24 protein-coding genes and 1 pseudogene are annotated in these 23,253 nt (G+C 60.6%); 13 read left to right on the top strand and 12 right to left on the bottom strand.

Going from position 1 to position 23,253, the window contains the following annotated elements; translation table 11 throughout:
• Window positions 1–120: 120 nt before the first annotated feature.
• Window positions 121–1,107, bottom strand: coding sequence for an MBL fold metallo-hydrolase (locus ILFOPFJJ_RS29360; RefSeq protein WP_173514044.1), 987 nt, complete (start codon window positions 1,105–1,107; stop codon window positions 121–123).
• A gap of 135 nt (window positions 1,108–1,242) precedes the next feature.
• On the opposite strand from ILFOPFJJ_RS29360, the gene ILFOPFJJ_RS29355 reads away from it, so the two are divergent.
• A complete protein-coding gene (locus ILFOPFJJ_RS29355) occupies window positions 1,243–2,139 on the top strand; it encodes a LysR family transcriptional regulator (protein ID WP_173514043.1) in 897 nt (298 codons plus the stop codon).
• A gap of 429 nt (window positions 2,140–2,568) precedes the next feature.
• Here ILFOPFJJ_RS29355 and ILFOPFJJ_RS29350 read toward each other — a convergent pair whose 3' ends face one another.
• The 8 genes from ILFOPFJJ_RS29350 to ILFOPFJJ_RS29315 form a co-directional block, all read right to left on the bottom strand.
• Window positions 2,569–3,486 carry an NADP-dependent oxidoreductase gene (locus ILFOPFJJ_RS29350; protein ID WP_173514042.1) on the bottom strand — a complete coding sequence of 306 codons (918 nt, stop codon included), beginning with the start codon at window positions 3,484–3,486 and terminating at the stop codon, window positions 2,569–2,571.
• Between the two features lie 204 nt (window positions 3,487–3,690).
• The gene (locus ILFOPFJJ_RS29345) at window positions 3,691–4,158 is read right to left on the bottom strand and encodes a DUF3788 domain-containing protein (RefSeq protein ID WP_173514041.1); all 468 of its coding nucleotides are present in this window, start codon (window positions 4,156–4,158) and stop codon (window positions 3,691–3,693) included.
• Window positions 4,159–4,289: 131 nt separating this feature from the next.
• A complete protein-coding gene (locus ILFOPFJJ_RS36070; RefSeq protein ID WP_312032749.1) occupies window positions 4,290–4,640 on the bottom strand; it encodes an NAD(P)H-dependent oxidoreductase in 351 nt (116 codons plus the stop codon).
• A gap of 185 nt (window positions 4,641–4,825) precedes the next feature.
• Window positions 4,826–5,371, bottom strand: a complete 546-nt coding sequence (locus tag ILFOPFJJ_RS29335) for a carboxymuconolactone decarboxylase family protein (protein WP_173514040.1) — start codon at window positions 5,369–5,371, stop codon at window positions 4,826–4,828.
• A gap of 34 nt (window positions 5,372–5,405) precedes the next feature.
• Entirely contained in the window at window positions 5,406–6,083 is a 678-nt protein-coding gene (locus tag ILFOPFJJ_RS29330) for a nitroreductase family protein (RefSeq protein WP_246299890.1), read from the bottom strand.
• Between the two features lie 130 nt (window positions 6,084–6,213).
• Entirely contained in the window at window positions 6,214–7,170 is a 957-nt protein-coding gene (locus ILFOPFJJ_RS29325; protein ID WP_173514039.1) for an AraC family transcriptional regulator, read from the bottom strand.
• 331 nt (window positions 7,171–7,501) lie between these two features.
• Window positions 7,502–8,176 carry a spermine/spermidine synthase domain-containing protein gene (locus ILFOPFJJ_RS29320; protein ID WP_173514038.1) on the bottom strand — a complete coding sequence of 225 codons (675 nt, stop codon included), beginning with the start codon at window positions 8,174–8,176 and terminating at the stop codon, window positions 7,502–7,504.
• Between the two features lie 845 nt (window positions 8,177–9,021).
• Window positions 9,022–9,222, bottom strand: coding sequence for a cold-shock protein (locus ILFOPFJJ_RS29315; RefSeq protein ID WP_173514037.1), 201 nt, complete (start codon window positions 9,220–9,222; stop codon window positions 9,022–9,024).
• Window positions 9,223–9,536: 314 nt separating this feature from the next.
• On the opposite strand from ILFOPFJJ_RS29315, the gene ccoN reads away from it, so the two are divergent.
• Genes ccoN through ILFOPFJJ_RS29270 form a run of 9 tightly spaced genes read left to right on the top strand, consistent with a single transcriptional unit; the run spans window position 9,537 to window position 16,840 of the window.
• Window positions 9,537–11,192: a cytochrome-c oxidase, cbb3-type subunit I gene (gene ccoN / locus ILFOPFJJ_RS29310; protein WP_173514036.1), complete on the top strand. Its 1,656-nt coding sequence runs from the start codon at window positions 9,537–9,539 to the stop codon at window positions 11,190–11,192.
• A gap of 4 nt (window positions 11,193–11,196) precedes the next feature.
• A complete protein-coding gene (gene ccoO, locus ILFOPFJJ_RS29305; RefSeq protein ID WP_173514035.1) occupies window positions 11,197–11,949 on the top strand; it encodes a cytochrome-c oxidase, cbb3-type subunit II in 753 nt (250 codons plus the stop codon).
• Between the two features lie 20 nt (window positions 11,950–11,969).
• Complete coding sequence (locus ILFOPFJJ_RS29300; RefSeq protein WP_173514034.1) at window positions 11,970–12,140, top strand: cbb3-type cytochrome c oxidase subunit 3; 171 nt, start codon at window positions 11,970–11,972, stop codon at window positions 12,138–12,140.
• Window positions 12,131–13,012 carry a cytochrome-c oxidase, cbb3-type subunit III gene (ccoP, locus tag ILFOPFJJ_RS29295; protein WP_173514033.1) on the top strand — a complete coding sequence of 294 codons (882 nt, stop codon included), beginning with the start codon at window positions 12,131–12,133 and terminating at the stop codon, window positions 13,010–13,012. The genes ILFOPFJJ_RS29300 and ccoP overlap by 10 nt, the downstream gene beginning before the upstream one ends.
• Window positions 13,012–13,203, top strand: a complete 192-nt coding sequence (locus ILFOPFJJ_RS29290; RefSeq protein ID WP_173514032.1) for a hypothetical protein — start codon at window positions 13,012–13,014, stop codon at window positions 13,201–13,203. Before ccoP ends, ILFOPFJJ_RS29290 begins: the two co-directional genes overlap by 1 nt.
• 27 nt (window positions 13,204–13,230) lie before the next feature.
• Window positions 13,231–14,037 (top strand): DUF2189 domain-containing protein, encoded by an 807-nt coding sequence (locus tag ILFOPFJJ_RS29285; RefSeq protein WP_173514031.1) that lies wholly within the window; start codon window positions 13,231–13,233, stop codon window positions 14,035–14,037.
• 1 nt (window position 14,038) lies between these two features.
• Window positions 14,039–16,285, top strand: a complete 2,247-nt coding sequence (locus tag ILFOPFJJ_RS29280) for a cation-translocating P-type ATPase (protein ID WP_173514030.1) — start codon at window positions 14,039–14,041, stop codon at window positions 16,283–16,285.
• Complete coding sequence (gene ccoS, locus ILFOPFJJ_RS29275; protein ID WP_173514029.1) at window positions 16,282–16,536, top strand: cbb3-type cytochrome oxidase assembly protein CcoS; 255 nt, start codon at window positions 16,282–16,284, stop codon at window positions 16,534–16,536. The genes ILFOPFJJ_RS29280 and ccoS overlap by 4 nt, the downstream gene beginning before the upstream one ends.
• Entirely contained in the window at window positions 16,520–16,840 is a 321-nt protein-coding gene (locus tag ILFOPFJJ_RS29270; RefSeq protein ID WP_173514028.1) for a hypothetical protein, read from the top strand. The genes ccoS and ILFOPFJJ_RS29270 overlap by 17 nt, the downstream gene beginning before the upstream one ends.
• Before the next feature lie 133 nt (window positions 16,841–16,973).
• Here ILFOPFJJ_RS29270 and ILFOPFJJ_RS29265 read toward each other — a convergent pair whose 3' ends face one another.
• A complete protein-coding gene (locus tag ILFOPFJJ_RS29265; protein WP_173514027.1) occupies window positions 16,974–17,909 on the bottom strand; it encodes a sensor domain-containing diguanylate cyclase in 936 nt (311 codons plus the stop codon).
• 373 nt (window positions 17,910–18,282) lie between these two features.
• The gene (locus tag ILFOPFJJ_RS29260; protein WP_173514026.1) at window positions 18,283–19,353 is read right to left on the bottom strand and encodes a sensor histidine kinase; all 1,071 of its coding nucleotides are present in this window, start codon (window positions 19,351–19,353) and stop codon (window positions 18,283–18,285) included.
• A gap of 485 nt (window positions 19,354–19,838) precedes the next feature.
• On the opposite strand from ILFOPFJJ_RS29260, the gene ILFOPFJJ_RS29255 reads away from it, so the two are divergent.
• From ILFOPFJJ_RS29255 to ILFOPFJJ_RS29245, 3 genes are all read left to right on the top strand, one after another.
• Complete coding sequence (locus tag ILFOPFJJ_RS29255; protein ID WP_173514025.1) at window positions 19,839–20,093, top strand: FitA-like ribbon-helix-helix domain-containing protein; 255 nt, start codon at window positions 19,839–19,841, stop codon at window positions 20,091–20,093.
• Window positions 20,090–20,509 carry a type II toxin-antitoxin system VapC family toxin gene (locus tag ILFOPFJJ_RS29250; RefSeq protein WP_173514024.1) on the top strand — a complete coding sequence of 140 codons (420 nt, stop codon included), beginning with the start codon at window positions 20,090–20,092 and terminating at the stop codon, window positions 20,507–20,509. The genes ILFOPFJJ_RS29255 and ILFOPFJJ_RS29250 overlap by 4 nt, the downstream gene beginning before the upstream one ends.
• 444 nt (window positions 20,510–20,953) lie before the next feature.
• Window positions 20,954–22,621 carry an ABC transporter ATP-binding protein gene (locus ILFOPFJJ_RS29245; protein ID WP_173514023.1) on the top strand — a complete coding sequence of 556 codons (1,668 nt, stop codon included), beginning with the start codon at window positions 20,954–20,956 and terminating at the stop codon, window positions 22,619–22,621.
• Here ILFOPFJJ_RS29245 and ILFOPFJJ_RS29240 read toward each other — a convergent pair.
• A pseudogene (locus ILFOPFJJ_RS29240) lies at window positions 22,621–22,854 on the bottom strand (DUF3363 domain-containing protein); the annotation flags it as partial. The gene ILFOPFJJ_RS29245 and the pseudogene ILFOPFJJ_RS29240 overlap by 1 nt on opposite strands.
• Window positions 22,855–23,253 lie beyond the last annotated feature (399 nt).

The raw sequence follows: 23,253 nt of genomic DNA, 5'->3' as shown, positions 1-23,253 counted from the left end.
CTCCGTGCGTGGAACAGGCAGACTCGCATCTTTGTCTCACGGTGCGAGTCCGGATCTGTCTTTGGCTAGCCGAAATCACTGCTTGGCAATTTCTCCCCTTAAGATCGCCGAGAGCGGACATCAGTCCTGCAAGGCCCAGTCTGCGACCTGCCAACGCACCTCCCCACGATCGGCGACGACACGGCCGAGCCCGGGGAAAGGCATGTGCGTGGCAGCGATGAGCGCGCCTTCCGAAGCGGCGCGAGGGAAAAACCGGTCGCGCATCGCTTTGGCCGCTGCAGGATCCTGCTCGAACAGGAAGAAAACATCGGTCGCCCCCGGATGGACGACGGGAAAGATCATATCGGAAACCATGATGAGGCTCTGTCCGCCATCTTCGACCCGGACGCCGATATGGCCGGGCGTATGGCCGGTGAGGTCGACAATCGAGACGCCCGGCACAATTTCGCGCTCTCCGTCAATTGCTTGCAGTTTCGGATAAAGGCGAACAACGTCTTCCGCCATCTTGAAGCTGGTCTGCAGATAATCGGGCGCGCCGCTGCGCTTGGCCGGGTCGGTCCAATGGGTGACGTCGCGACGATCGATGTAGAGCTCCGCCTTGGGGTAGTTGTTCTTGCCTCCGACGATCAGACCGCCCATGTGGTCCTGATGCATATGCGTCACGATCACCGCGTCGATCTGGTCGCGCTGCAGGCCGAGCGCGCCGAGCGCCTGCGGCAGTTCGCCGGTCTGCCCGATCGAGCCCGCTGGCCCGGCATCGATCAGGATGCGGCGCTCGCCATCCTCGACGAGATACTGGTTGAAGAGGAACCGCACCCCACTCGGCCGGGCGGTGAACTGCGCGATTGCCGCCTGCTCGACCTCGGCCGCGGCGCGTCCCGGAAAATAGTCGTAGGGCATATCGGCATAGCCATCGGTCAAGGCCGTCACCGTGAAGCGACCGATGCGGATCTGCGCGAGCGGCGTAACGCTGACAGGCGACTTGGCGGTAACTTGCGTCGCGGCAAGCGCGGGCGCGCCACCGATCAGTCCTCCCCCGAGCAGGCTTCCCCCGAGGAGGCCGAGTGGAAGAGCGCCTGCAAAGGCACGACGTGAAAGTTGAGGCATGAGGTCTTCCTCCTGATCATCGGCAATGCGGGGAGCCGGGCAGCGCCCCTGGACGACCCGAAAGCTATGATATCCACAACCAATGGGATATCCTGCCCATTCGGGAACTTTCCTCTCAATTTCCGGAAGGATTCGATGGATCGGTTTGAAGCAATGTCGGTGCTGTTAGCGGTGGTCGACGCCGGCAGCCTCTCTGCCGGGGCGCGGCTGCTGAATGCACCGCTCGCCACGGTCAGCCGCAAGGTCGCCGATCTCGAAAAGCACCTCGGTGTGCGCTTGGTCCTGCGCACTCGCCGGGGCCTCGTCCTGACGGAGGAGGGGCGCGCCTTCGTCGCCGCGTCACGTCGCATTCTGGAGGAACTGGACGCGGCGGAGCGGCAGGCCAGCGGCGATCATGGTGCGTTGCGTGGCGGGCTGCACGTGACCGCACCGATTGTCTTCGGCGAGCGCCATCTGCTGCCAATTGCGCTGGAATTCCTGAAGGAGCAACCCGATATCAACCTGCGGCTGACCCTGGTCGATCGGCAGTTAAGTCTCGCGGATGAGCACGTCGATGTGGCCCTGCGCATCGGGCATCTGGCGGACAGCGCGCTTATCGCAACGCGCGTGGGCGCCGTCCGCCGGGTGATCTGCGCGAGCCCCGACTATCTCGCCCGCCGAGGAGTGCCGCGTCGTCCGGATGACCTCGCCCAACACGACGGCATAAGTTTCCAGGGCTTCGCGACCGCGCCGGAATGGCGCTACCGCCGGGACGGTGCGGCCTTTGCCGTCGAGCCGCCCTCCAAACTCGCGGTCAATACGACAGAGGCTGCCATTCAGGGTGCACTGGCCGGTATCGGCATTATCCGCGTGCTGTCTTACCAGATCTCCGACCAGTTGCGCTCCGGCGCGCTGCAGGAATTGCTGACCGAATTCGCACCGGAACCGCTGCCGGTGAACGTTATCCATGGACCAGCCGATCCCATGCCGCTGAAGGTGCGGTGCTTCCTTGACTGGATCGGCCCCCGCCTGCGCGCGCAGATGGCATCCTAGCGTTCCGGCTGTCGGTGGCGCCTCTATTGATGGCGGTCATGCTCACTGGAGAGAGTTGCCGTCGGCGGAAAGCAGTCGGCCATCTTGTCGTGGTTGACGCAACGCTAAGCCCTGCCTTGCACTCACTTGCAAGCATCAGTTTGTTTCAGCACTGCGCTGTGTCTGTCGCCGAGGTCGGCCAAGCCACCGAGGACGGTCAGTAGCCTCTTTGCAATATCGGGCGTGAGAGATGCCCTAGCCTCTGCAAAACGCTGAACGACTAAGGCCCTACGAGCGGGTAAGCGAACGTGAGGCGCTAGGAATGCGCAGCTTGTGTGCACTGCACACTCCTTAGGGGAACCCCTCCAAGGAGTGCGCGTGGAGGCCAATCCGTCAGGAAGATGCGGCAGCTTCAAGTGCCCCGCGAATGTCCTCATTCTCGCCGAGTCCTCACGGGAGAACGCGGATGACCGTCTTTCCCGCGCGCCGCTCCGTCGAATTGAATGTGGCGACCGCATCGTCCAGACTTGAAACCTTGCCGATGTTCGTCCGCAGTCTTCCGTCCCGGACCCGCTGAACGATCTCGGATAGCTGGGCACGATCAGCCTCGACGACGAAGTCGACCGTGAGGTCATCAGCAGGTCGAATATCCGTCGGTCCGACGGCTGTCACAAGCGTTCCTCCGGCCCGGATCAGCGCTGCGGACCGCTTCTGGACATCGCCGCCGATAACGTCGAATACCAGATCGACGCCGCCGACGTCTTCCAGGGTGTCGTTTGCAAGATCGACGAATTCATTTGCACCGAAGTCCAGAGCCTTCTGGCGGTCAGCGGCGCGTCCGGTGCCGATGACATAGGCGCCGGCTTCCCTCGCGAGCTGCGTCACGATCGAGCCGACGGCGCCAGCCGCGCCGTGTGCGAGGACGCTCTGTCCCGCCTGAAGGCGGCCATGCTGAAACAGTCCCTGCCATGCGGTCAGGCCGGATATTGGCAAGCTTGCGCCCACAGTGAAGTCGACGTCGCCGGGCAATGGCGCGAGGTTGCGGGCTTCCATGGCGACGTATTCAGCGAGTGTGCCGTCGCGATACCAATCCGACAGGCCGAATACCCGCTGACCGATCGACAGCCCCGTGGTGCCATAGCCCAGCGCAGTGATCACACCGGCCAGCTCATGGCCGAGGATCGATGGCGTCCGGTCACGGAAGGCCCGATCGGTCCAGGTCGAAGGCCAATCCAGTTCGGTGTTGACGAACCCCGCCGCATGGACCTGAACTACGACGTCATTTATTGCTGCCTGCGGCTCGGGTCGCTCCACCAGCTTCATTCCGGCAGTTCCCGCAGCCTGGTCCGTTACTACTATCGCTTTCATGGAAATGTCTCCTCAGTCATTTGTTGGTTCAGGATAAATGGCAGGCGCGGAAAGCCTTTTCGATCTCTCGCGCAGCGAGCTATCGGTTCGACGCCTTTCCGCGACGACCTTGATGTCGAATTGCTGTGTGATGCCGACGAGACATCTGCTCGGATTCCTGGGACCACCGCACCGATTTTGCGGAACCCAGGATCCCCGTGACATTCAACCGCGCGACGGTGGCGGGCGCTTCATCGTCAAAAGATCCGTCACATCATGCAGATCGTCTGGCGATGAGATGGCAACGGTCAGCCATTTCCCGTCAATGTAGGTTTTCGCTTCATCGTAGAGCTTGAACAATTGCGGACGCCAGACATAACGCCGCTCCTCGAACTTCTCTCGTTCTGCTCTGCCCATGACCACGACAGCCGAAAAGCGCCGGTATCCCGGCACCAGGGTGCAGAACGCCTTGGTCTTCTTGTAGCGCAAGGACCAACCGCGGTTCTTGCCACCGTAGAGCCAGTCCGGCGCGAATACTCCAGGGTAGAATTCGTCGATCCAGCTCCGCAATTCGGCCCAATGCTCGAATGCCTCTGCTCTGATCCATTCGCGGACGGCGCTGTCATCGGGCGGCGCTGATTTGTCGGTGATCCTGTCGCCGATTTGGGGAAGCGTAATGGTTGGTAAAATCATCTGAAGGCCTCGTGTTCACGGTCCGGCGGAGGTCGGAGGGTTAAGATGCGGGCGTGCCAAGAGCTTGCGGCGCGCCCTCAGAGTGTTCCAGTCGACACTCCGCCCAGCAGGCGGGCATGGCGGCTGGGTCTTCAGCCCGACCGAGCTGAGTGCCGGCTACAGATACGGCGTAAGAAAATCGGGTTAGTTTGCTCGGTCACCGGTAAAGACGCCGCCGGAAGCGACGCCGATAAAACCGGGCGGTCCCGGAGCATTCCCACCTTCCCGGCCGGCGTCGACTTCATCGTGCGACCGTCGCGCAGGGTCTGGTCGATCCACGCCTCGAGGACCGAGGGAATGGTGAAATTGTGCATGGGCGTTCCGATGACAATCACATCGGCCGCTTCGACTTCCCGGATAAGCGCTTCGGCAACATCCAGAGAAACCTTCGGAGGGGCCGCCAATGTGGCCGGCGTCGATAGCGCGACCGCATAATCGGCCACGGCGTGGGCAAGGGTTCGGTCCCCAGATCACGCCGGCTGATGTTTGCCCCGGCAACCTCGAGAAGCTTCTCGACGATCGCAGCCGAAAGCTCTCGGCTATGCGATTCTCGACGCGGACTGCTATCAATATGGAGAATGTTCATGATCGATCCCAATGACTTCGAGAGGTTGCGACGGGACAAAGCTCAGATCGAGCCGGCCGGCGTTACGGCGGGAAAGTCCTTTTCCGGGTCGAACGCGTTATTGAAAAAGTTCGTCAGGGAGTACATCGCGACCAGCGCTACAATCTCGATGACGTTCGCATCCGTGTAACCCGCATCGCGGACGGCTTTCACATCGGCGTCGGCGACCTTGCCGCGGGTCTCGATGACTTTGCGTGCAAACTGGACGGCGGCATCCCGCTTCGGATCGCGGGCATGGCCCTTGCGAGCGAGAATGATGTCATCTGCCGGCAACCTGGCCATATGCTCGGCCGTGAAGCTGTGAACCGTCAGGCAGTAGTCGCAGCCATTCACTTCGGAAACGGCGAGGCCGATGCTGTCACGCGTTTTCACGTCGAGCGCCTTGCTCAGGGCGCCCAGCAGTGCGGCCCATGCGTTGAACGCGATCGGGCTCGCCGCGAAGGTCGCCATCATATTTGGGGTGAACCCGATGCTCCTGGTGAACGCATCGAGGGTCGGTTGAGAAGCAGCCGGCACTTGTTCCGGCCTCAGAGCAGCAGCTCTTGGCATCTTAAACTCCATAAGTTTCTGGATTGATTGAGAGTTATGCGAAGTCCAGCACGTCGGCCACGGGCATGCGCGGCTTCTGCGGCCAGTTGCCGGCGCGCTCTGGCCCTACGGTCAGCAGCATCACCGGGATTTCGTCGTCGGCGAGGCCGAACTCGCGGTGCACGGCTTCGTCGTCGAACCCGATCATCGGCGTCGAACCCAAGCCGAGTGAGCGGGCCGCATAGATAATCGCCGCGGCGCCAAAGGTCGCAGAACGTACGGCCTCGTCGTGCTGCCTCTGGGGCTGATCATCATAGAGGCCGCGAGCGGGTGCTTCCCATTCCGGCACCAGGTGCGCCGGCATGATGCCGGCTTCCACCACCGGCGCCAGACGCGCAGGGACGGTGCTCGCATCGGCCAACTGGCCGATGATGATGAAGGTAACGGCGGCGTCGGTGATCGCGGGCTGATTCCAGGCGATCGGACGTAACCGGGCCTTGGCCTCGGCTGTGCGGACTGCGATGAACCGCCAGTTCTGCAGGTGGAAGGATGTTGGCGCGGACGTGCCGATCTGCACCAGGTCGCGAATCTGATCGTCGCTCAAGGTGGCGGCTGGGTCGTAGTACTTGGCGGCGCTGCGGCTCAGGATTGTGTCGATGACGGCGTTCGTCGCCACCGGCCTCGTGGGCGAATGGGAAGGCTGGGGTGCAGGGGCGATGCTGATGCAGTTCATTGGGTGGCTCCTCATCAAGTGATTACGGAACCGAATTTACGACCAAGGGTGAAAATTTCGAGACTGAATTAGCTCAATATGATGCTCGAAAGGATCAAGCATTACCATATAAGTCTGGAGGGGCCCGACGCTACGCGCGATTGTGCGCCAGTCGGCGCCACTCCCCGGGCGTCATCCCCATCCTTTCGGCAAACACACGCCGGAATGCCGAAACAGATTGATATCCAACTATGTCGGCCACAGCCTCTGTGCTGATCGCTGGCTTTTTCAATTCGTTGGCGGCCAGACTCATGCGCAGATCGGTCAACAGATCAAGGGCGGAGCAGCCTAGCCGGGCTTGAAAATGCCTCATAAACGTAGCGCGCGACATGCTGCACAGGTCCGCCAATTCAGGAAGTTTCCAAGACCGCGTTGGATCGGCGAACATCGCCGCAATTGCCGGAGCCAGGCGCGGATGGCCGGCCAGGGCCAACAACCCTTCGGGTGCGCTGTCTGCTTCGCTTGCCGCGCGCAATACCAGGGTGAATAGGGCCGAAGAAAGTGCGTTGAGGATGGCACGCCCTCCCGCTTTGTCCCTGGAAGACTCCATTCGCATCAGCCTCACCAGGCTGGCCAACTGGTTGGAGGCGGAGCCCAATCCATCTTCTTCATCACCGTTCAGAGCCCGCGTCACCAGATTTTCGGGCATGTAGTTGCGGATCAGTCGATCATGGGGCGGCGCGATGAAAAATCGACCACACAACAGATCGAGTTGCTCGCCCTGGCTATCGTTCTCGCTCAGCATCCATCCGCCAGACCCCCGGTGTTGCCGGGTACGGATAGGTGTTTGCCCACTACCGTCGTGCAGCACATGCGCAGCACCGTGAGGCAAGAGCACGATATCTCCACTCACCAGCTCTCGCGCTGTTCGCGTCTCCGGATCCTCGATAATGGCGCGGCCCTTGACTATGATGTGATAGGGGATTTCGTTCGCCGCGGCCTCGCCCCAGGCAACGCGCCATGGCGCGCCATACGCACAGCGGACCTCGAGCTGACCGGTTACAGTGACGATTTGCAGGAGATGACTTAGCCAATCGACTTCAGACATTGGATCTCAAGAACCGGAAATGATGAAACATCTTATCGCGATTGTGCATTGGTTCTACTTGTCGCCACGTTTCCAAACCTGGCTCCGTGCCGGGCCTAGATCATGAGCGAACCACCGAGCGCCCCCTCATCGGAACAGGGGGCTGTATCAGACGTCGCCATAACGTCCGACTATCGACTCTATCGATGTGCCGTCACGATGCGCGTTCCGCCTGACGTGCTGCTCGAGCTGGCTCGTCGGATATCCGTGAAGCATGGTAGGCTTTCGGAAAGCTGGTTGTCTCTAGAGTTCTTGAAGTCGTCGTCCTGACTATGATGTTATGGAGCTGGTGCTAGCGCCTGGTCGCAATCCACAATACATGGCGGGCACCACCGTTCTTACTGTTGGCGCGCATGCTCACTTCGTCGGTGGCGAAGCCAACCTCACGCAATCGGCGCGTGAAAGCGCGATCCGGCGCGGATGACCAAACGGCAAGCACACCGTTCGAGCGGAGGGCAGTTTTGGCGGCCCGAAGACCGTCATGGCTATATAAATTGTCGTTGGAGGTGCGCGTCAGCCCATCGGGGCCGTTATCGACATCAAGCAGAATCGCATCATATGCGGCCTTCTTCGACCGGATGAGCACGCCGACGTCACCGAGATGGATATCGACACGTGGATCGTCGAGTGTGCCGTCGTGGAGATCTGCCAAAGGTCCGCGCGCCCATTTGACGACAGCGGGAACGAGTTCGGCGACAACGACATGGGCGTCTTGAGGAAGAACGCTCAGAGCGGCCCGTAATGTAAACCCCATGCCGAGGCCGCCAACGAGCATGCTGGTGTTTTTCCGGCCCGCAATCCGCTCGCAGCTAAGCGCTGCCAGTGCCTCTTCCGAGCCGCTTAGCCTACTGTTCATGAGCTCCGTCGAGCCGAGCATGATCGAAAATTCGCTGCCGCGCTGCTTCAGGCGCAGCTCGCCGACATCACCGGGAATGGTCGCGCGATCAAGGTGAATCCAGGGAAGCATTGGGGCATCTCATTGCGTTGTTCAGAGGCCTCGTAACATGGCGGTCGTGCCGAAGACATCACATTATCGGTGAATAGTAGAGTTGAGTGCAAACCGGCCGTTCTAGACTGGGTTCCTCGTTCCCCTCAGATTCGCGAGGGGAAGCTGCAGCCTACGGACCTTCGGTTTCCCCGCAGCTCGAAGTGCAAAGGGGCGAAAGCGATGAAGTTCAGCATGGTTCGTCGTCCGGGAAACACGTCTTATTGTGGGCGGTTGGACTTCAGCCGAAAAATCGGGCGATGCGCTGTTTGGACACCAATGCGTCAACCCGTCCCGCCAGGCCACACTTTTTTCACCGACCCCTATACCGGGCTATTGCGGAGCCGCGGACGCGCTTGCCTATGAGAGGACCCGCGGGCGGCGGCGCCTGATCGCGCTAACAGGTGTCAGGGTCCGGTCCAGCAAAAGGGGCGTTCAAGGTTCCGTCAGTCGCATGAAGTGACTGTGCAATTGGTATCGAAACCAATGCCTTGATGGAGGGGACGAAGTCGGCCGGGATGCCGGCCGGATTGCTGACCTTGATGTCCACGCCGTCCGCGCAGGGCTTTTCACGGTGCGATCTACCGTGGAGCTCTAGTCGAGAACGATGATGGTGCCGGCTTAATCAGACGCGGCCGGGCGTCGCGGCACGCATTTGGCCGATCTCGCTTACGACTGCCAGCCTCTGACAAACAGGGTCCGCGGTTCGACACCCTTCAAGACCGTGATTTCCAAAGCTACCGCGGCGCTGAAGTCAGTTAGGACGCTAGATCCGCGTGATAAGGGAGGTACGAGCGCCAGGGTGTGCCAGGCGCTCGGAGAATGTATTAAAGCACGCGGACGTTTTCTGCCTTGGATTTGCCGGTCTTGCGATCCTGACCCAAGTCGTAGCTGACGCGCTGGCCGTCGCGCAGAGCGCCATCCTGCACTGCGGAAATATGGACGAATACGTCGCTTCCACCATTTTCGGGCGTGATGAAGCCGAACCCCTTGTCGTTGTTGAAGAATTTGACTGTGCCGTTCGCCATGATTTGATCTCCAGAATTCAGCGATGGACGATGGGCGAAAACCTATAGGCGCGAGGCGGTGGCCGCAATACCTCCGTTTGCCCTCGAGTGACACTTGAAAACAGAATGTATCTTCCTTGCTCAAAAGATCGCCTAATGTATCGACTGGAACGCCGTTGCCCCGGCGTTCCTGAATCCAGCAGAACTTTCAGGTTGTCCGCATCATCGGAGGCGAGTTTGCCTATTCAGAGCGCAAAGCCTCGGTTATTGCCTTGAAATGTATCTAAGGAAGATAGATGCTCCCCTTGCACTGTGGATGATGACGGAGCGACTTCATGGGGCAGTTGACGACCAGAGAACGGGAGCTGGCGGCGGCCACGTTGGTGATCCTGGCGGTGATCGGTATTGCCATGGCTGCCGCCGGCCGGGTGGATCCCCTTGGAGTTCACGGCGCGATTGTTCTGCTCTATAGCCTTGCTTTGCTGTACCTGATCATGTCGACATCCTTCGGCCCGCCCCCTGATCCAGCGCGCATCTCCCGCTATTACGACGATCCGATCAAGGTTGGCGTCTGGTTCACATTGCTCTGGGCGATCTTCGGAATGTTCATCGGCGTCTGGGCCGCAGCCCAGCTTGCATGGCCGAGCCTGAACTTCGACACCGCATGGGCCAGCTTCGGGCGGATCAGACCTGCCCATACGACCGGCGTGATTTTTGGGTTCGGCGGCAACGCTCTCATTGCGACCTCTTTCCATGTCGTACAAAGGACCTCCCGCGCCCGGCTGGCAGACCAATTCAGCCCGTGGTTCGTGCTCTTCGGCTACAATCTTTTCTGTATCCTGGCCGTGACCGGCTATTTCATGGGTGTGACGCAGTCGAAGGAATACGCCGAGGCGGAATGGTACGCCGATCTTTGGCTCGTCATTGTCTGGGTCACCTATTTCGTCCTTTACATCCGCACCCTGGCGCGCCGCAGGGAGCCGCACATCTATGTCGCCAACTGGTACTACATGGCTTTCATAGTGGTGGTGGCGATCCTGCACATCGTCAACAACCTTACGGTTCCGGTCTCCCTCGGACATGCCAAGAGCTACACGATCTGGGCAGGCGTCCAGGACTCGATGGTACAATGGTGGTATGGGCACAATGCCGTCGCCTTCTTCCTGACGGCCGGCTTCCTGGCGATGCTCTACTATTATTTGCCGAAGCGTGCCGAGCGGCCGATCTTTTCCTACCGTCTGTCGATCCTCAGCTTTTGGGGCATAACCTTCTTTTACATGTGGGCGGGGTCCCATCATCTGCACTACACGGCCTTGCCGCACTGGGTACAGAACCTCGGAATGACGTTCTCCGTAATGCTGCTGGTGCCCTCATGGGCATCGGCCGGCAACGCCCTGCTGACGCTCAACGGCGCGTGGCACAAGGTACGTGACGACGCGACGCTGCGCTTCATCATGATGGCGGCTTTCTTCTACGGCCTCTCGACCTTCGAGGGATCGTTCCTTGCGGTGCGTCCCGTCAACTCGCTGTCGCACTATACCGACTGGACCGTCGGCCATGTCCATGCGGGGGCTCTGGGCTGGGTCGCGTTGATCACCTACGGCTCGCTCTACACGCTCGTGCCCGCGATCTGGAAGCGCGAGAGGATGTATTCGGCAGCCCTTGTCGAGGTCCATTTCTGGCTCGCCTTCGCAGGCACCGTCATCTACGTCTTCGCGATGTGGAACTCGGGCATCATCCAGGGCCTGATGTGGCGGACCTATACCGGGGAGGGGACACTCGCCTATTCCTTCGTGGATTCCCTCGTGGCGATGTACCCCTACTATATCGCCCGCGCATTCGGCGGCCTGCTGTTCCTGATCGGAGCCGTTGTCGCCACCTACAACATCTGGATGACCGTACGCGGCGTTCCCGTGCTGGCTGAACGGCACGACGATGTTCCGGTCGGCCCACCGATGCCGGAAGGCGCGGCGACGGGACCGGCGGAGTAACGACATGCGCGAACTCCTTCATCGAAAGCTGGAGCGAACGGCGATCGGTTTCGTGCTGGCGATCATATTGGCGGCCAGTGTCGGCGGGATCGTCGAGATCGCTCCGCTGTTCACCATCGACGAGACCGTCGAGGACGTCGAGGACATGAGGCTCTATACGCCGCTGGAGCTCGCCGGCCGCAACATCTACATTCGCGAGGGCTGCTATGCCTGCCACAGCCAAATGATCCGGACGCTGCGGGACGAAGTCGAGCGCTACGGCCCCTTCTCGCTGGCGGTCGAGTCCAAGTACGACCACCCCATGCTCTGGGGGTCGAAGCGAACCGGACCGGACCTTGCCAGGGTAGGGGGCAAGTATTCCGATTTCTGGCATGTAGCCCATCTCACTAATCCGCGTGACGTCGTGCCGGAGTCCAACATGCCGGCCTATGCCTGGTTGGCTAGAACGCTGCTACGGCTGGACGACCTAGGCTCTCATTTGGAGGCGCAGCGGAGTGTCGGAGTGCCCTATACCGACGAAATGATCGAGAACGCCGCACGCGATGCCTTCGGTCAGGCGGTGCCCGACAGCGAACAGGCATCGGGTGTCACCGAACGCTATGGAGAGGAGACGCAGGTCAGCGCCTTCGACGGGGTGGCAACGCGGGTCACGGAGATGGATGCGCTCGTCGCCTATCTGCAGGTCCTTGGACGGCTCACCAATGCGGCATACCAGAATACCGCGGCGCCGGAACAGGTACCCGATCCAGGCGATTGACAAGGAAGGACAAGGTCGTCATGGACGTTACACACGAGACATTGGTGGAGGCAGCGAAGACCTGGGGGCTCTTCTATCTCATCGGATTCTCGATCTGCGTGCTCGTATACACGTTCTGGCCGGCTAACCGCGAACGCTTCGATCGTGCCAAGAGGGGCATTCTCGACGAGGACGACCAGCCATGGACGTAGAGGAAGTCGATCCGATCAGCGGCAGGAAGACCACCGGACATGAGTGGAACGGCATCAAGGAGCTCGACACGCCGGTTCCCCGAGGCGTGCTGCTTTTCCTGGTCGTCACTCACGTCTTTGCGCTGATCTGGTGGGTGCTGCTGCCGACGTGGCCGCTCGGCACCACCTATACCAAGGGTCTGCTCGGAATCGACGAGCGCAACGTCGTCGAAGAGAAGCTCACTGCCGCCGCTGCAGCCAGGGCGGTTTGGGAGAAGAGGATCGACACGCTCTCCTACGAGCAGATAAGGGCGGACGAGCAGTTGATGGCGACGGTCCGTTCCACCGGCCATCAACTCTTCGGCGACAACTGCGCCGTTTGCCACGGCGTCGACGGAAAGGGCCGGAGCAACTATCCGGATCTGACCGACGACGACTGGCTTTGGGGCGGCGGACCGCAGGATATCGAACAGACCCTCAGGGTCGGCATCAACACACGGCACCCTGAAACCCGCGTTGCGCAAATGCCCTCTTTCGGACGTGAGCAGATGCTCGAACGCAATCAGGTCCGTGACGTCGCCGCCTATGTTTATTCGCTGACCAATCCGGGACACTCCACGCCGGAGAACATTGGCCGGATCGAGGCGGGCAGAGAAGTGTTCCTCGCCACTTGTGCCGCCTGCCACGGCGAAGACGCGAAAGGCAGTCGGGAGGTCGGCGCTCCCAACCTGACCGACGCTTATTGGATCTATGGCGGCACGATGCAGAGTATCATTGAGTCCGTGCATGGCGGGCGCCAGGGTCATATGCCGACATGGGACGAGCGGCTGACACCCACGGAGATCAAGATATTGGCGCTCTATGTGAATTCTCTGGGCGTGGAAAAGCCGTGATGACGAAAGTCGCGCCCAGACGAAGCAGATCGTGGCTGGCCTGGTGGGGCCTCGTCGCTGCGGCCATTTTCCTCGGAGCGAACGCCCACATGCTTTACGTCGCCATCGACAGCGCTCCCGGATGCGTCGCTCACCTGAAGCAGACGGGGTCGGCGCCGGGACAGTACAGGGCCGCGAAATCATCCTGCTAACGTCATGGTGTACCCGTGGAGAGACATATGTCCGGGACTGGAAAATTACAGCGATGGGTAGGCGAGGTCTCAGGCATAGAGGAGACCTGGAATCCGAAATGGCAACGCCATCTGCCGGCCCAGGCACCCTTTGAGTGGCTCGCGAAAGGTTGGCGTGACCTGATCACTTACCCGATGCTCAGCCTGAGCTACGGGGTAGCCGTTTTTGTCGTTTCCTTCCTGATCATTTGGCTGCTGTTCGCCACCGGACGCGACTATTTCCTGTTCCCCGCCATTGCAGGCTTCATGATCATCGCCCCGCTCCTCGCGACGGGGCTTTATCTGAAGAGCTCGCGCCTTGAGCGATCCGAGCCGGTCAGTCTCGGGAGCATGCTCCGCGTCAGACCGGTGGCCGGCGCCCAGGTGTTCTTTACCGGGCTTCTGCTCTGCATGCTCATGCTGCTCTGGATGCGAGCGGCTGTGCTCATCTATGCGCTATTTTTCGGCGTGCGGCCGTTTCCAGGCCTCGGGCATGTCACGCAACTGCTGCTGATGTCGCCCATCGGATGGGCCATGCTCGCGGTCGGCATTTTCGTCGGCGCCCTTTTCGCCGGATTTTCCTTCGCCATAAGCGTGTTCTCCATCCCGATGCTGCTCGACCAGCGCATCGATGCTTTCACGGCAATGGGCATCAGCGTCGCGCTCGTCTGGAACAATCTCAGGCCGATGCTCGTCTGGGGTGCGATCGTGCTGGGGCTGTTCCTGGTCAGTGTCGCCACGGGTCTGGTCGGGCTGGTCGTGATCTTCCCCTTGCTGGGCCATGCAACCTGGCATGCCTACAAAGCGGTGCGATAGCATGTCCTGCTGCCCGGACATCGCCGTTCCAGTCGCCGAGAAGGCGGGTCGGAAGACCGCGCGCGCTGAGGAGATCCGGCTCGCGAGCCGTGACCTCGGTGACGGCCTTCGGCAAACCATATTGACGTTGCCCGATGTTCATTGCGCCGCATGTATTGCTGCCGTCGAAGGCACTCTCGGGAAAACCCCTGGCGTCGAGCTTGCCCGAGTAAACCTGTCCACCCGGCGTGTCACCATCAATTGGCGCGGCAATGACGGCGAGAGCCCGGATTTCGCCGCCGCGCTTGCGAATATCGGCTATGCCTCGCATCTGGCCTCCATCGAGGAGGACACGCAGAATCCGGTGCTTTCCTCGCTTTTGAAGGCGCTGGCGGTCGCCGGTTTCTCGGCGATGAACATCATGATCCTCTCGGTTTCGGTCTGGTCAGGGGCCGATCCCGAGACCCGCCACGCCTTCCATATGGTTTCGGCAGCGCTCGCTCTGCCGGCAGTCATTTATTCAGGCAGGATCTTCTATCGCTCGGCGTGGGCGGCGCTGCGGCATGGTCGCGGCGTCGGCGTTCTCCTCGCCTTCGCCTTGAGCGTCTATGACACCCTCCACAACGCACCCTATGCCTATTTCGACGCGAGCACCTCCTTGCTGTTCGTTCTGCTGGCAGGGCGAACGCTGGACCATCTGATGCGGGGCAGGGCGCGTTCCGCGGTGGGAGCGCTTTCAAGGCTCGCGCCAAGGGGCTCCAGTGTCATCCGGGCAGACGGCACTATTGACTACGTCCCGCTTTCCGAGGTCAAGCCGGGCATGCATCTGCTCGTCACCGCCGGCGAACGTGTGCCCGTCGACGGCGTTGTCGTCAAAGGCGCCTCGGAGCTCGATTGCTCGCTCGTTTCGGGGGAGAGCCGGTGGAAGCGTGCCGAGCCTGGAAGCGCGCTGCAGGCGGGTGTGATGAACCTCGCCAATCCGCTGACACTGATTGCGACCGCATCCGCCGACGGTTCCTTCCTGGCCGAGATGACCCGCATGATGGAGGCGGCCGAGAGCGAGCGCTCCAGCTATCGCCGCATCGCTGATCGCGCGGCCGGATTGTATTCGCCCGTCGTGCATGGCGTCGCGCTCCTTTCCATGCTCGCATGGCTCTATGGAACCGGAGACCTCCACAAGTCCGTCACCATTGCCATCGCTGTGCTGATCATAACCTGCCCCTGCGCCCTTGGGCTTGCCGTTCCGATGGTGCAGGTGGTGGCGGGGCGGCGCCTTTTTGAACGCGGCATCATGGCTCGTGACGGATCCGCATTCGAGCGGTTGAACGAGATCGATACCGTACTCCTCGACAAGACCGGAACGCTGACCCTTGGCGATATGCGCCTGGTTAACGCGGGCGATATTCAGCCCCGGCTCCTGTCCTTGGCAGCCGAGATGGCGAGGGTCTCGCGGCAACCCGCGTCCGTTGCTATTGCCGCCGCCAGCGCCGGTCGTCAGTCATCTCCCGTGACGTTCGACAGTCTCAAGGAGACCCATGGGTGCGGGATCGTGGGGCGGGCAGGGGACGCGGTCTATCGCCTCGGGCGCCCTTCATGGGCGTCTTTCGCGCCGCCCATCGAAATCGGCACGTCGTCGACAACCGTGTTGTCGAAGGACGGCGAAACGATAGCGGTTTTCGCATTCGAGGACTCCATCCGTCCCGGCGCTCGCGAGCTTGTCCAGACGCTGCGCTCGGCTGGCCTTTCAGTGAGCATGGTTTCGGGAGATAACCATCCTGCGGTTTCGTCCGTTGCCAGACAGTTGGACATCGGGGAGTTTTCGGCCGAGCTGCTTCCAGGTGAAAAGGTGGAGGCCATCCGGTCGTTGTCCGCCGCCGGGCGCAAGGTGCTGATGATCGGCGACGGGCTCAACGACGCGCCTGCGCTGGCGGCCGCGCATGTGTCGATCGCGCCTGCATCGGCCACGGATATCGGCCGGAGCGCGTCCGACTTCGTATTCCTGGGGCACAGCCTGATGGCTGTCCGGGACATCATGCAGACGGCGTCTCGAGCCGATGCGCTGATCCGCCAGAATTTCGGGATGGCGGTCGCTTACAATCTCGTCAGTGTGCCGTTCGCGATTGCCGGACAGGTCACGCCGCTCGCTGCTGCAATTGCGATGTCCTTGTCCTCGATCATCGTCGTCGGAAACGCACTGCGCCTCGGGGCACGGGTCGGGAAGTACGGCCGCAGCTTCCGTGCGAGAGAACCAGCCAGGGCAGCGAAATGAACTACCTCGCTGTTCTCATACCGATTGCCTTGGCGATGGGCGCGGTAGGCCTCCTGGCATTTCTCTGGTCGCTTCGTTCCGGGCAATATGATGATCTCGACGGGGCCGCAGAAAGGGTCTTGTTGGACGACGAGGCGGACGAGGCACCAATGGCAGTAGAAGGAACTGTGAGCAGGTATCAGCGTTCCCGATCGGAAGATAACGATGAACCGAAACTCCATCCCGGAGGATCCAATGCCGAGCAGGGATGAACGCGTGGACAGCCGCTCTCCCACGGAGAGGTCAAATTCGATGCAGAAAGAGCTGCCGGACCGGCAGATCGATCCTTCGGAGTCCGTGACGCTGTTTGCAATTGCATTTGGAGCGATCGGTGGTCTGATCGGTCTCGTCGCCGCAATCATTCTCCTGCCGGATTCCGGTGAAGGGACTGTTTTCCTCAACTGTCTGATTGCGTTCCTTGCTGGCGGTTCTGCAGGGCTGGTCGCTGGCGGCACGCTTGGAGCGGCCCTTGGTGTGTTTCGCGGTGTCAGAGCGCCTAAAGTACACGGCCAGTGAAATGTCGAACACGCCAGTAGCCGACTGTAATGCGGCGGCTGCGCGGATACCTCCCCGTAGTCCGGTCGTCAAATCTCCACCTGACGGCGGTGGTGACCACCTTGTTGGTCGCTGCACCGGCCCCTCCTTCACATCATCCGGCATTGGCGGATCGATCGGCAGGCGAATCGTCTGTGTGAATACGATCGCGGCCACCAAGCTTTGCCATGTAAAGTGCCCGGTCTGCGCGGGCATAGAGGCTAATAGCCGTATCCCCGGACTGGGCGCACGCAATGCCTGCCGAGAATGTGTATCGGAAGTCCGGATGCTCCGGCAATGGCCTGGATTTGCGCACGGAGGCGAGCATCCGATCGACGATCAAGTGTGCCTGCCCGACGGGAGTGGCTGGAAGTGTGAGCACGAACTCCTCTCCGCCGATACGTCCGAAGCAGTCGGTGCGCCGGACCAGGCGATGGACCCTCTTTGCAAAGTCTCTGAGCACCAGGTCGCCGATCTGATGGCCATACTGGTCGTTGACGCTCTTGAAGCGGTCGATGTCGAGGACGCAAAGGCAGCCTAGCGGCGTGTCATCGTCCCCTCGCGGGTGCAACATGTCTTCGATTCGCGCGGTGACGAAGCGGCGATTGGCAACGCCCGTCAATTCGTCGGTATAGGAGGCTTTTATCGCCAGATCCCGGTCCTGCCGGACGGTGCGCGTCTTGGCCCTTAAGCCCGTCACATCGCTGGCAACACAAAGCATCCATCCGTCTTTCTGGACCGTCTCGGTCATCCACAGCCAACGTCCGTCGATCAGATCGGTTTCAAAGGCTCTGAAGCCAACCTTCCCGCGGCGAGACTGGGTCGCGATCAGCCACTCTTCAAAGTCTGCAGCGTGGATAACAGTCCCGCGTTTGGCATGAAAATTCCGCCGCATCAGATCGGGCCAAAAGGGTGTCTCATCCGGCTCGATGAAGTACGCCGCTCGAAACGCCGTGTTCGCGTAACGAAGTCGGTCAAACTCGTCGTAGACCGCCGCGAGAACAGGGGAGGACTCGAATAGTTCAGCTAGTCGCGTGATGTCCTTATCCATGACCCGACGTTAGACGATTGTCGTTAATGCAAGTGGTAGGCAGAGTGAGATTTTCACCAGACATCACTACATTCGCACAGCCTGATGTCGAGAAGACGGCCGATAGCTGCGCCACGGATCATCCACATTGATCAGAATCAAGTCTGTTAGGACGCGGGTCATTTGACCGCAAATGGCTCAAAAAAATCCAACAGCGGGTCGGGGATAATCCGAAGCGCCCGTGAGTAGTGATCGCCTGGTTGCATCCGCCGCCCCCAAAAACGCCTCGCGCGGGTAACGCACGAATTCGATCCAGTCGCTGCCCAACCAGGCTCCAACCATCGTGAAACGGGGTTTGGGATAGGTCCTGGTATCTCTGCCACGACCAAAAAAGTTAGGGAGAGCTGTGTCTGAAACTTATCGTTGCGCGTGTGCCCCGACCCGGAGCGGAGATCATCTGGAAATCAGCTTTAGAGTTTTCGCGCAGCGATTGCACGATCAACTCGCCAAGCTTGCCGTGTTTGGGCCAGATTTCCCCTTCGGGCAGACCTATTCCGTCGTCCGCAACGATCACACGATAACCATCATCCCCGAAAGTGCTTCGCAAAGTGATTACCCCTTCTTCGCGCCCCGTGAAAGCATGCTTGAGCGCGTTAGTGAGCAGTTCGTTGACGACCAGGCCCGTTGGCATGGCGACGTTAATCGAAACGGGATATGGGTCAATTTTCATGTCAAGGCTGACCCCATCGCAAGCGTTCGACGCCATGACGGCGGATGCGATCTGACCGATATAGACGCCAAGATCCACCTTCTGAGGGCTCTCTCCCTTTGCCAGGGCTTGATACAGGGTGGTGAGGGCTTCAATCCGCCCGGCCAACCTTTCGAAGGACCTCGTGTCTGGGGCCGGATTGCTGCGTGCTTCGAGGCGGATTAGTGCCGTGATCATCTGAAGGTTGTTCTTCACACGGTGTTGCAGCTCCCGAAGCAGGAGATCCTGCTCTTTGATACGGTTTTCGAACTCCTCGCGCTCGGCCTGCCGGTGCTCGGTCACATCCACAAGTGCGACCAGGCGGAAACACGGCGTTCCCCCGTCATCTTCGACCACACTTGAATAGACGTCCATGATGGACGTCGTGTCCCCAGTACTTCTTTTGAAGGTTCCGACGTGGTCGGTCTGGATCACAATGGCTTGACCGAGCGATGACATTTCCTGCGCGACGGCAGGTTCTGCTTCAAGCACGCCCCAATCCTTGTTCTCAACCTCCGACGCGGCCAATCCTGAAAGGCGCTCGAACTCTGGGTTGGCGTAGATAATTCGGTCTCCCCGAGAGCCGATTTTAGAGAGGACGAGAGCGATCGGTACTTGATCGAGAAATCGTTTGAATTGTTTGTTTTCGAGAGCTTCCGCCAGATCGGCATTGTCGAGAAGTCGGTCGACCTGTTCAGGCAAATTGTCGGAAGTCATTTCGAGTCCCCGGTTAGGAATAGAGTGTAACAGAAACATCGAAGTTAGGGGGACCAAAATGCGTCAGGAGAGCAATGTCGGCGTGCATTGCCGGTGGCGGGGGAAGATCAACGCTCAATCCTCACCTGTTGCCGGCCCCAATCGGATATGGGTCACGATTTCCCTTCTGGCGCGCCCCGGAACGGCAGAGGATGGTCGAGAGCAGCCCTACCTCCACGAGACTAGAAGCGCGCTGTAGATGATGTCCCCGTTCTGTGCTTCGAAAATCGCGTAATGTATCGGCTGGAACGGTGCAGCTGCGCGATTGCCTCCATTGTGATTAGTGGCTGAGCCGCGACCCTTGTCCTATTCGATATCCCGGCGATTGCTTGATTGTTTGAGCGGCTGCCCCTTACGGAGTCGCAAAGGTCACTCGCTGAAAACTTGCGAGATGACTGCATAACGATTATATTGCTGTCATTGAAGGCGAGTGCGAGGGTTTGACTATGGCTATCCTGACAGTTCGGAACGTGCCCGATGAGGTGCACCGCGCTTTGCGCGTGCGCGCGGCGATGCGCGGCCGCAGCACCGAAGCGGAAGTCCGTGAGATTTTGGAAAGTGTAGTGAAGCCCGAGCAGCGCGTTCGTATAGGAGATGCCTTGGCGGAGCTCGGCCGGCGGCTGGGACTGACCAATGATGACTTCGCAGTGTTTGACCAGCTACGTGATGGGGCGCCGGCGGAACCAATGAGGTTTGAATGATCGTCTTGGATACGAATGTCGTCTCCGAGGCGATGAAACCAGAACCCGATCCGGCTGTGCGCTCATGGTTGAACGAGCAGGTCGCTGAAACCCTATATCTGTCCAGTGTGACGCTAGCCGAGCTGTTGTTTGGTATCGGTGCGTTGCCTGACGGGCGGCGCGAGCAGGCTCTGACCGAAACGCTTGACGGCGTGCTCGAACTGTTTGGCCATCGCGTGCTGCCCTTCGACATCGGCGCTGCTCGGCATTATGCCGACCTAGCGATGGCGGCGCGAGCGGCCGGGAAGCGATTCCCGACGCCCGACGGATATATTGCCGCCATTGCCGCCTCCAAGGGATTTATCGTAGCGACGCGCGACACCAGCCCCTTCGAAGCGGCAGGAGTCATCGTAGTAAACCCTTGGGACCACCGATGAATTCAGACTGTAACGGGATTTCAGGCGAAACCAAATCAGCCTACCTGTTCCCTCAGGCGCCAAATCACATTCAGCAAGGTCCGCAATGCGGCCATTGATTTTGATAGTCCGGTCCCCAACTTCGATTCGGCTTATGATCGCACGCAGGTAGCTTTTCATTCGCGATCTGCTGGTGGACTTCCAACGGACGCTGATTGTGGAGAGGACAAGAGCTGGACCGGAAGCCGCCGAGCCTGCGGACGGAATGGCGAAGCGGTCGTAACGGGAGTTCCAACTCAGCCATGGGAAACGGACATCTATCTTAATCCCAGATACTAACTAACTTGATATACCCAGCAGCCGGGTGGCACAGTTCTTTCCCCAGCAAGGCATGTCCACCAAAAGGCTCCGCGTCGTTCGGCGGTCAAGAGTCTGACTGTCCCCGAACGCGATCAGTGCCGACCAATGACCAAACCTGCCGTTCTCGCTCCGATCTCCGAAATCCTCCGCGCGTACTGGAAGTCCGACCGCTGGATGCTGTTCCTCGTCGCCGTGGTCGTCTTGCTCTCCAGCGTTGCGAGCGTCGCCGGGCCCTTTCTCTTCTCGCGGCTGATCGATCGTTTGCCGCAGGAGGGCTTCCTGCGGATACTCGCCTGGGGATTCGTGGCCTATGCCGTGCTCCTGGGGCTCTCGTCGGCGCTGCAGCACATGATGCAGTACCTCTCTTTCATGAGCGCGGAGAATCTCGGCTTCATCAGCGGTACGCGCTTCTTTGAACGCATCCTGAAGAAGACCAGTACCTTCTTTGTCGAGCACAACCCGGCCGAGATCCAGAATGCGAGCGCGCGTGGACGCGAGGCGCTGACGACGCTGGTGCAGCTCGGCCTCATCGTTTTCATCCCCGGCGCAACGCAGATCCTGCTCACGCTCGCCACCCTTGGTGCGTTGATCAACATCGAGGTGACGGCAATCGTCGTGGTTTACGGCGTCGCCGCCGTCACCCTCACACTCATCTCCGCGCGTGGGGCCCACGTCTTCCTCGACAAGGCTATTGAGGCCGGCCAGGAGAATGCCCGCTTCGTCGGCAACGCCATGAATGCCATGGAGACGCTGCGGCATTTCGGCAGCCATGGCTGGATGAGCCGGCGCTTCACGGCGCAGGCCGAAGAAGTGCGCGACAACTGGCGCGCCTATGTGCTGCAGCGTCTCGGCTACATCGCTGTGCTAGGGGTGGGGCTCACCATCCAGTTCGCCGTCACCCTCTGGCTACTCTTGCCGCGTTACGAGGCCGGCGCGCTGACCATCGGCGACATCGTCCTGTTCAACACGCTGCTGCTGCAGCTCAACATGCCCTTCGAGATGATCGCTCACGCCATCGATGACGTGGCGCGCTCGCGGGCGGCCCTCGTCCCACTCGCAACCATGTGGGCGGCCCCCGAGGAGCGGCAGGTGTCGCATGCGCCGAGCTTCGTGCCGACCGAGGGCCGCATCGTCGCCGAGCGTGTCAGCTACGCCTATGGCAACAGGCGTGGTGTGAAGGATATCGACTTCACCGCCGAGCGCGGTGCCATCACTTTCCTCGTCGGCGAGACCGGCTCCGGCAAGTCTACGATCTTCAGGCTAGCGCTGAAATCGATCGAACCGGATCAGGGGCGCATCCTCGTCGATGGCGTCGATCTAGCGACCATCGACCAGGCAGACTGGTACAGCGCGGTTGCCGTCGTGCCGCAGGAGGTCGTGCTGCTCAACGAGAGCCTGGCTGACAACATTCTGCTCGGCCGGGCGCGCGATGAGAAACGCTTGCGCCGGGCGGCCGAGAAGGCGGCGATCCTGTCCTTCATCGAGGCTCTGCCCGAGGGCCTCGAGACGACGGTTGGCGAACGAGGCCTGAAGCTATCGGGCGGCGAGCGTCAGCGCATCGCCATCGCCCGCGCGCTCTACGGCGATCCAGCGATCCTCTTTCTCGACGAGGCCAGCTCGGCGCTCGATGAGACGACCGAGCGCGACATCATGGAACATATCCGCATGCTCTCGCCGGATGTGACCGTGCTCGCGATCACCCATCGGCGAAGCGTGATCTCAGAGACCGATAGGGTCATTCCCCTCAATGGCGGTGGTCTAGCCGACTCGTAAAGGCCGAGGTCGCGTTTGCGGCCGATCGACCACTCGATGCTGCCGCTCTCCCTGGCGACGCCGGCGACGTGCTGGCCGAGCTTGCGGTCGAGTTCGCGCGACCAGGGGACGAGCTGGAAGCCAAGGCCGTTGTCAATCATGGCGAAGCGACCGGAGGAGAGGGTGAGGCGTTGGCTAAGCGTCGAGGAGCTTTTGTTTTTGGCCTCCGTGTCGGTCTCGCCAGAGTCTAGCTTCTCCGTCAGATCGTTCTGCGGCTACGATGAACTGACGCTCCATCAGCTCGAGCACCTCCATAGATGCCATGACGCTGGCAGTCGAGCCGTGCACCATGTTGCCGGCTGATGACCCGGTGTCTTGCCGATCACCACCTTCTGGATCAGATGGCGCACCATCGGCATTGTTGCGGGCCAGGAAGATCAGCTTGCGGATGCCGACCTCGACGTTCTGCGGATTGAACTGCGCCTTTACCCTGGCAATCTTCTCCTAAAAAGTCGCGCGCGGGCCGTTCCCAGAGTTACCGGAAACGATGCGCATAGAGGGAACCTCCGATACGATCCATTCGCTGACATCGTTGAAACGTGCGACACGCCGCTCTCGTTGTTCAGAATGCCGGTTCCGCGGCTCTTGTGCCC

It is taken from the genome of Sinorhizobium psoraleae (genome assembly GCF_013283645.1).
Classification (GTDB): domain Bacteria; phylum Pseudomonadota; class Alphaproteobacteria; order Rhizobiales; family Rhizobiaceae; genus Sinorhizobium; species Sinorhizobium psoraleae.
This window is presented reverse-complemented; position numbering and strand designations above follow the sequence as displayed.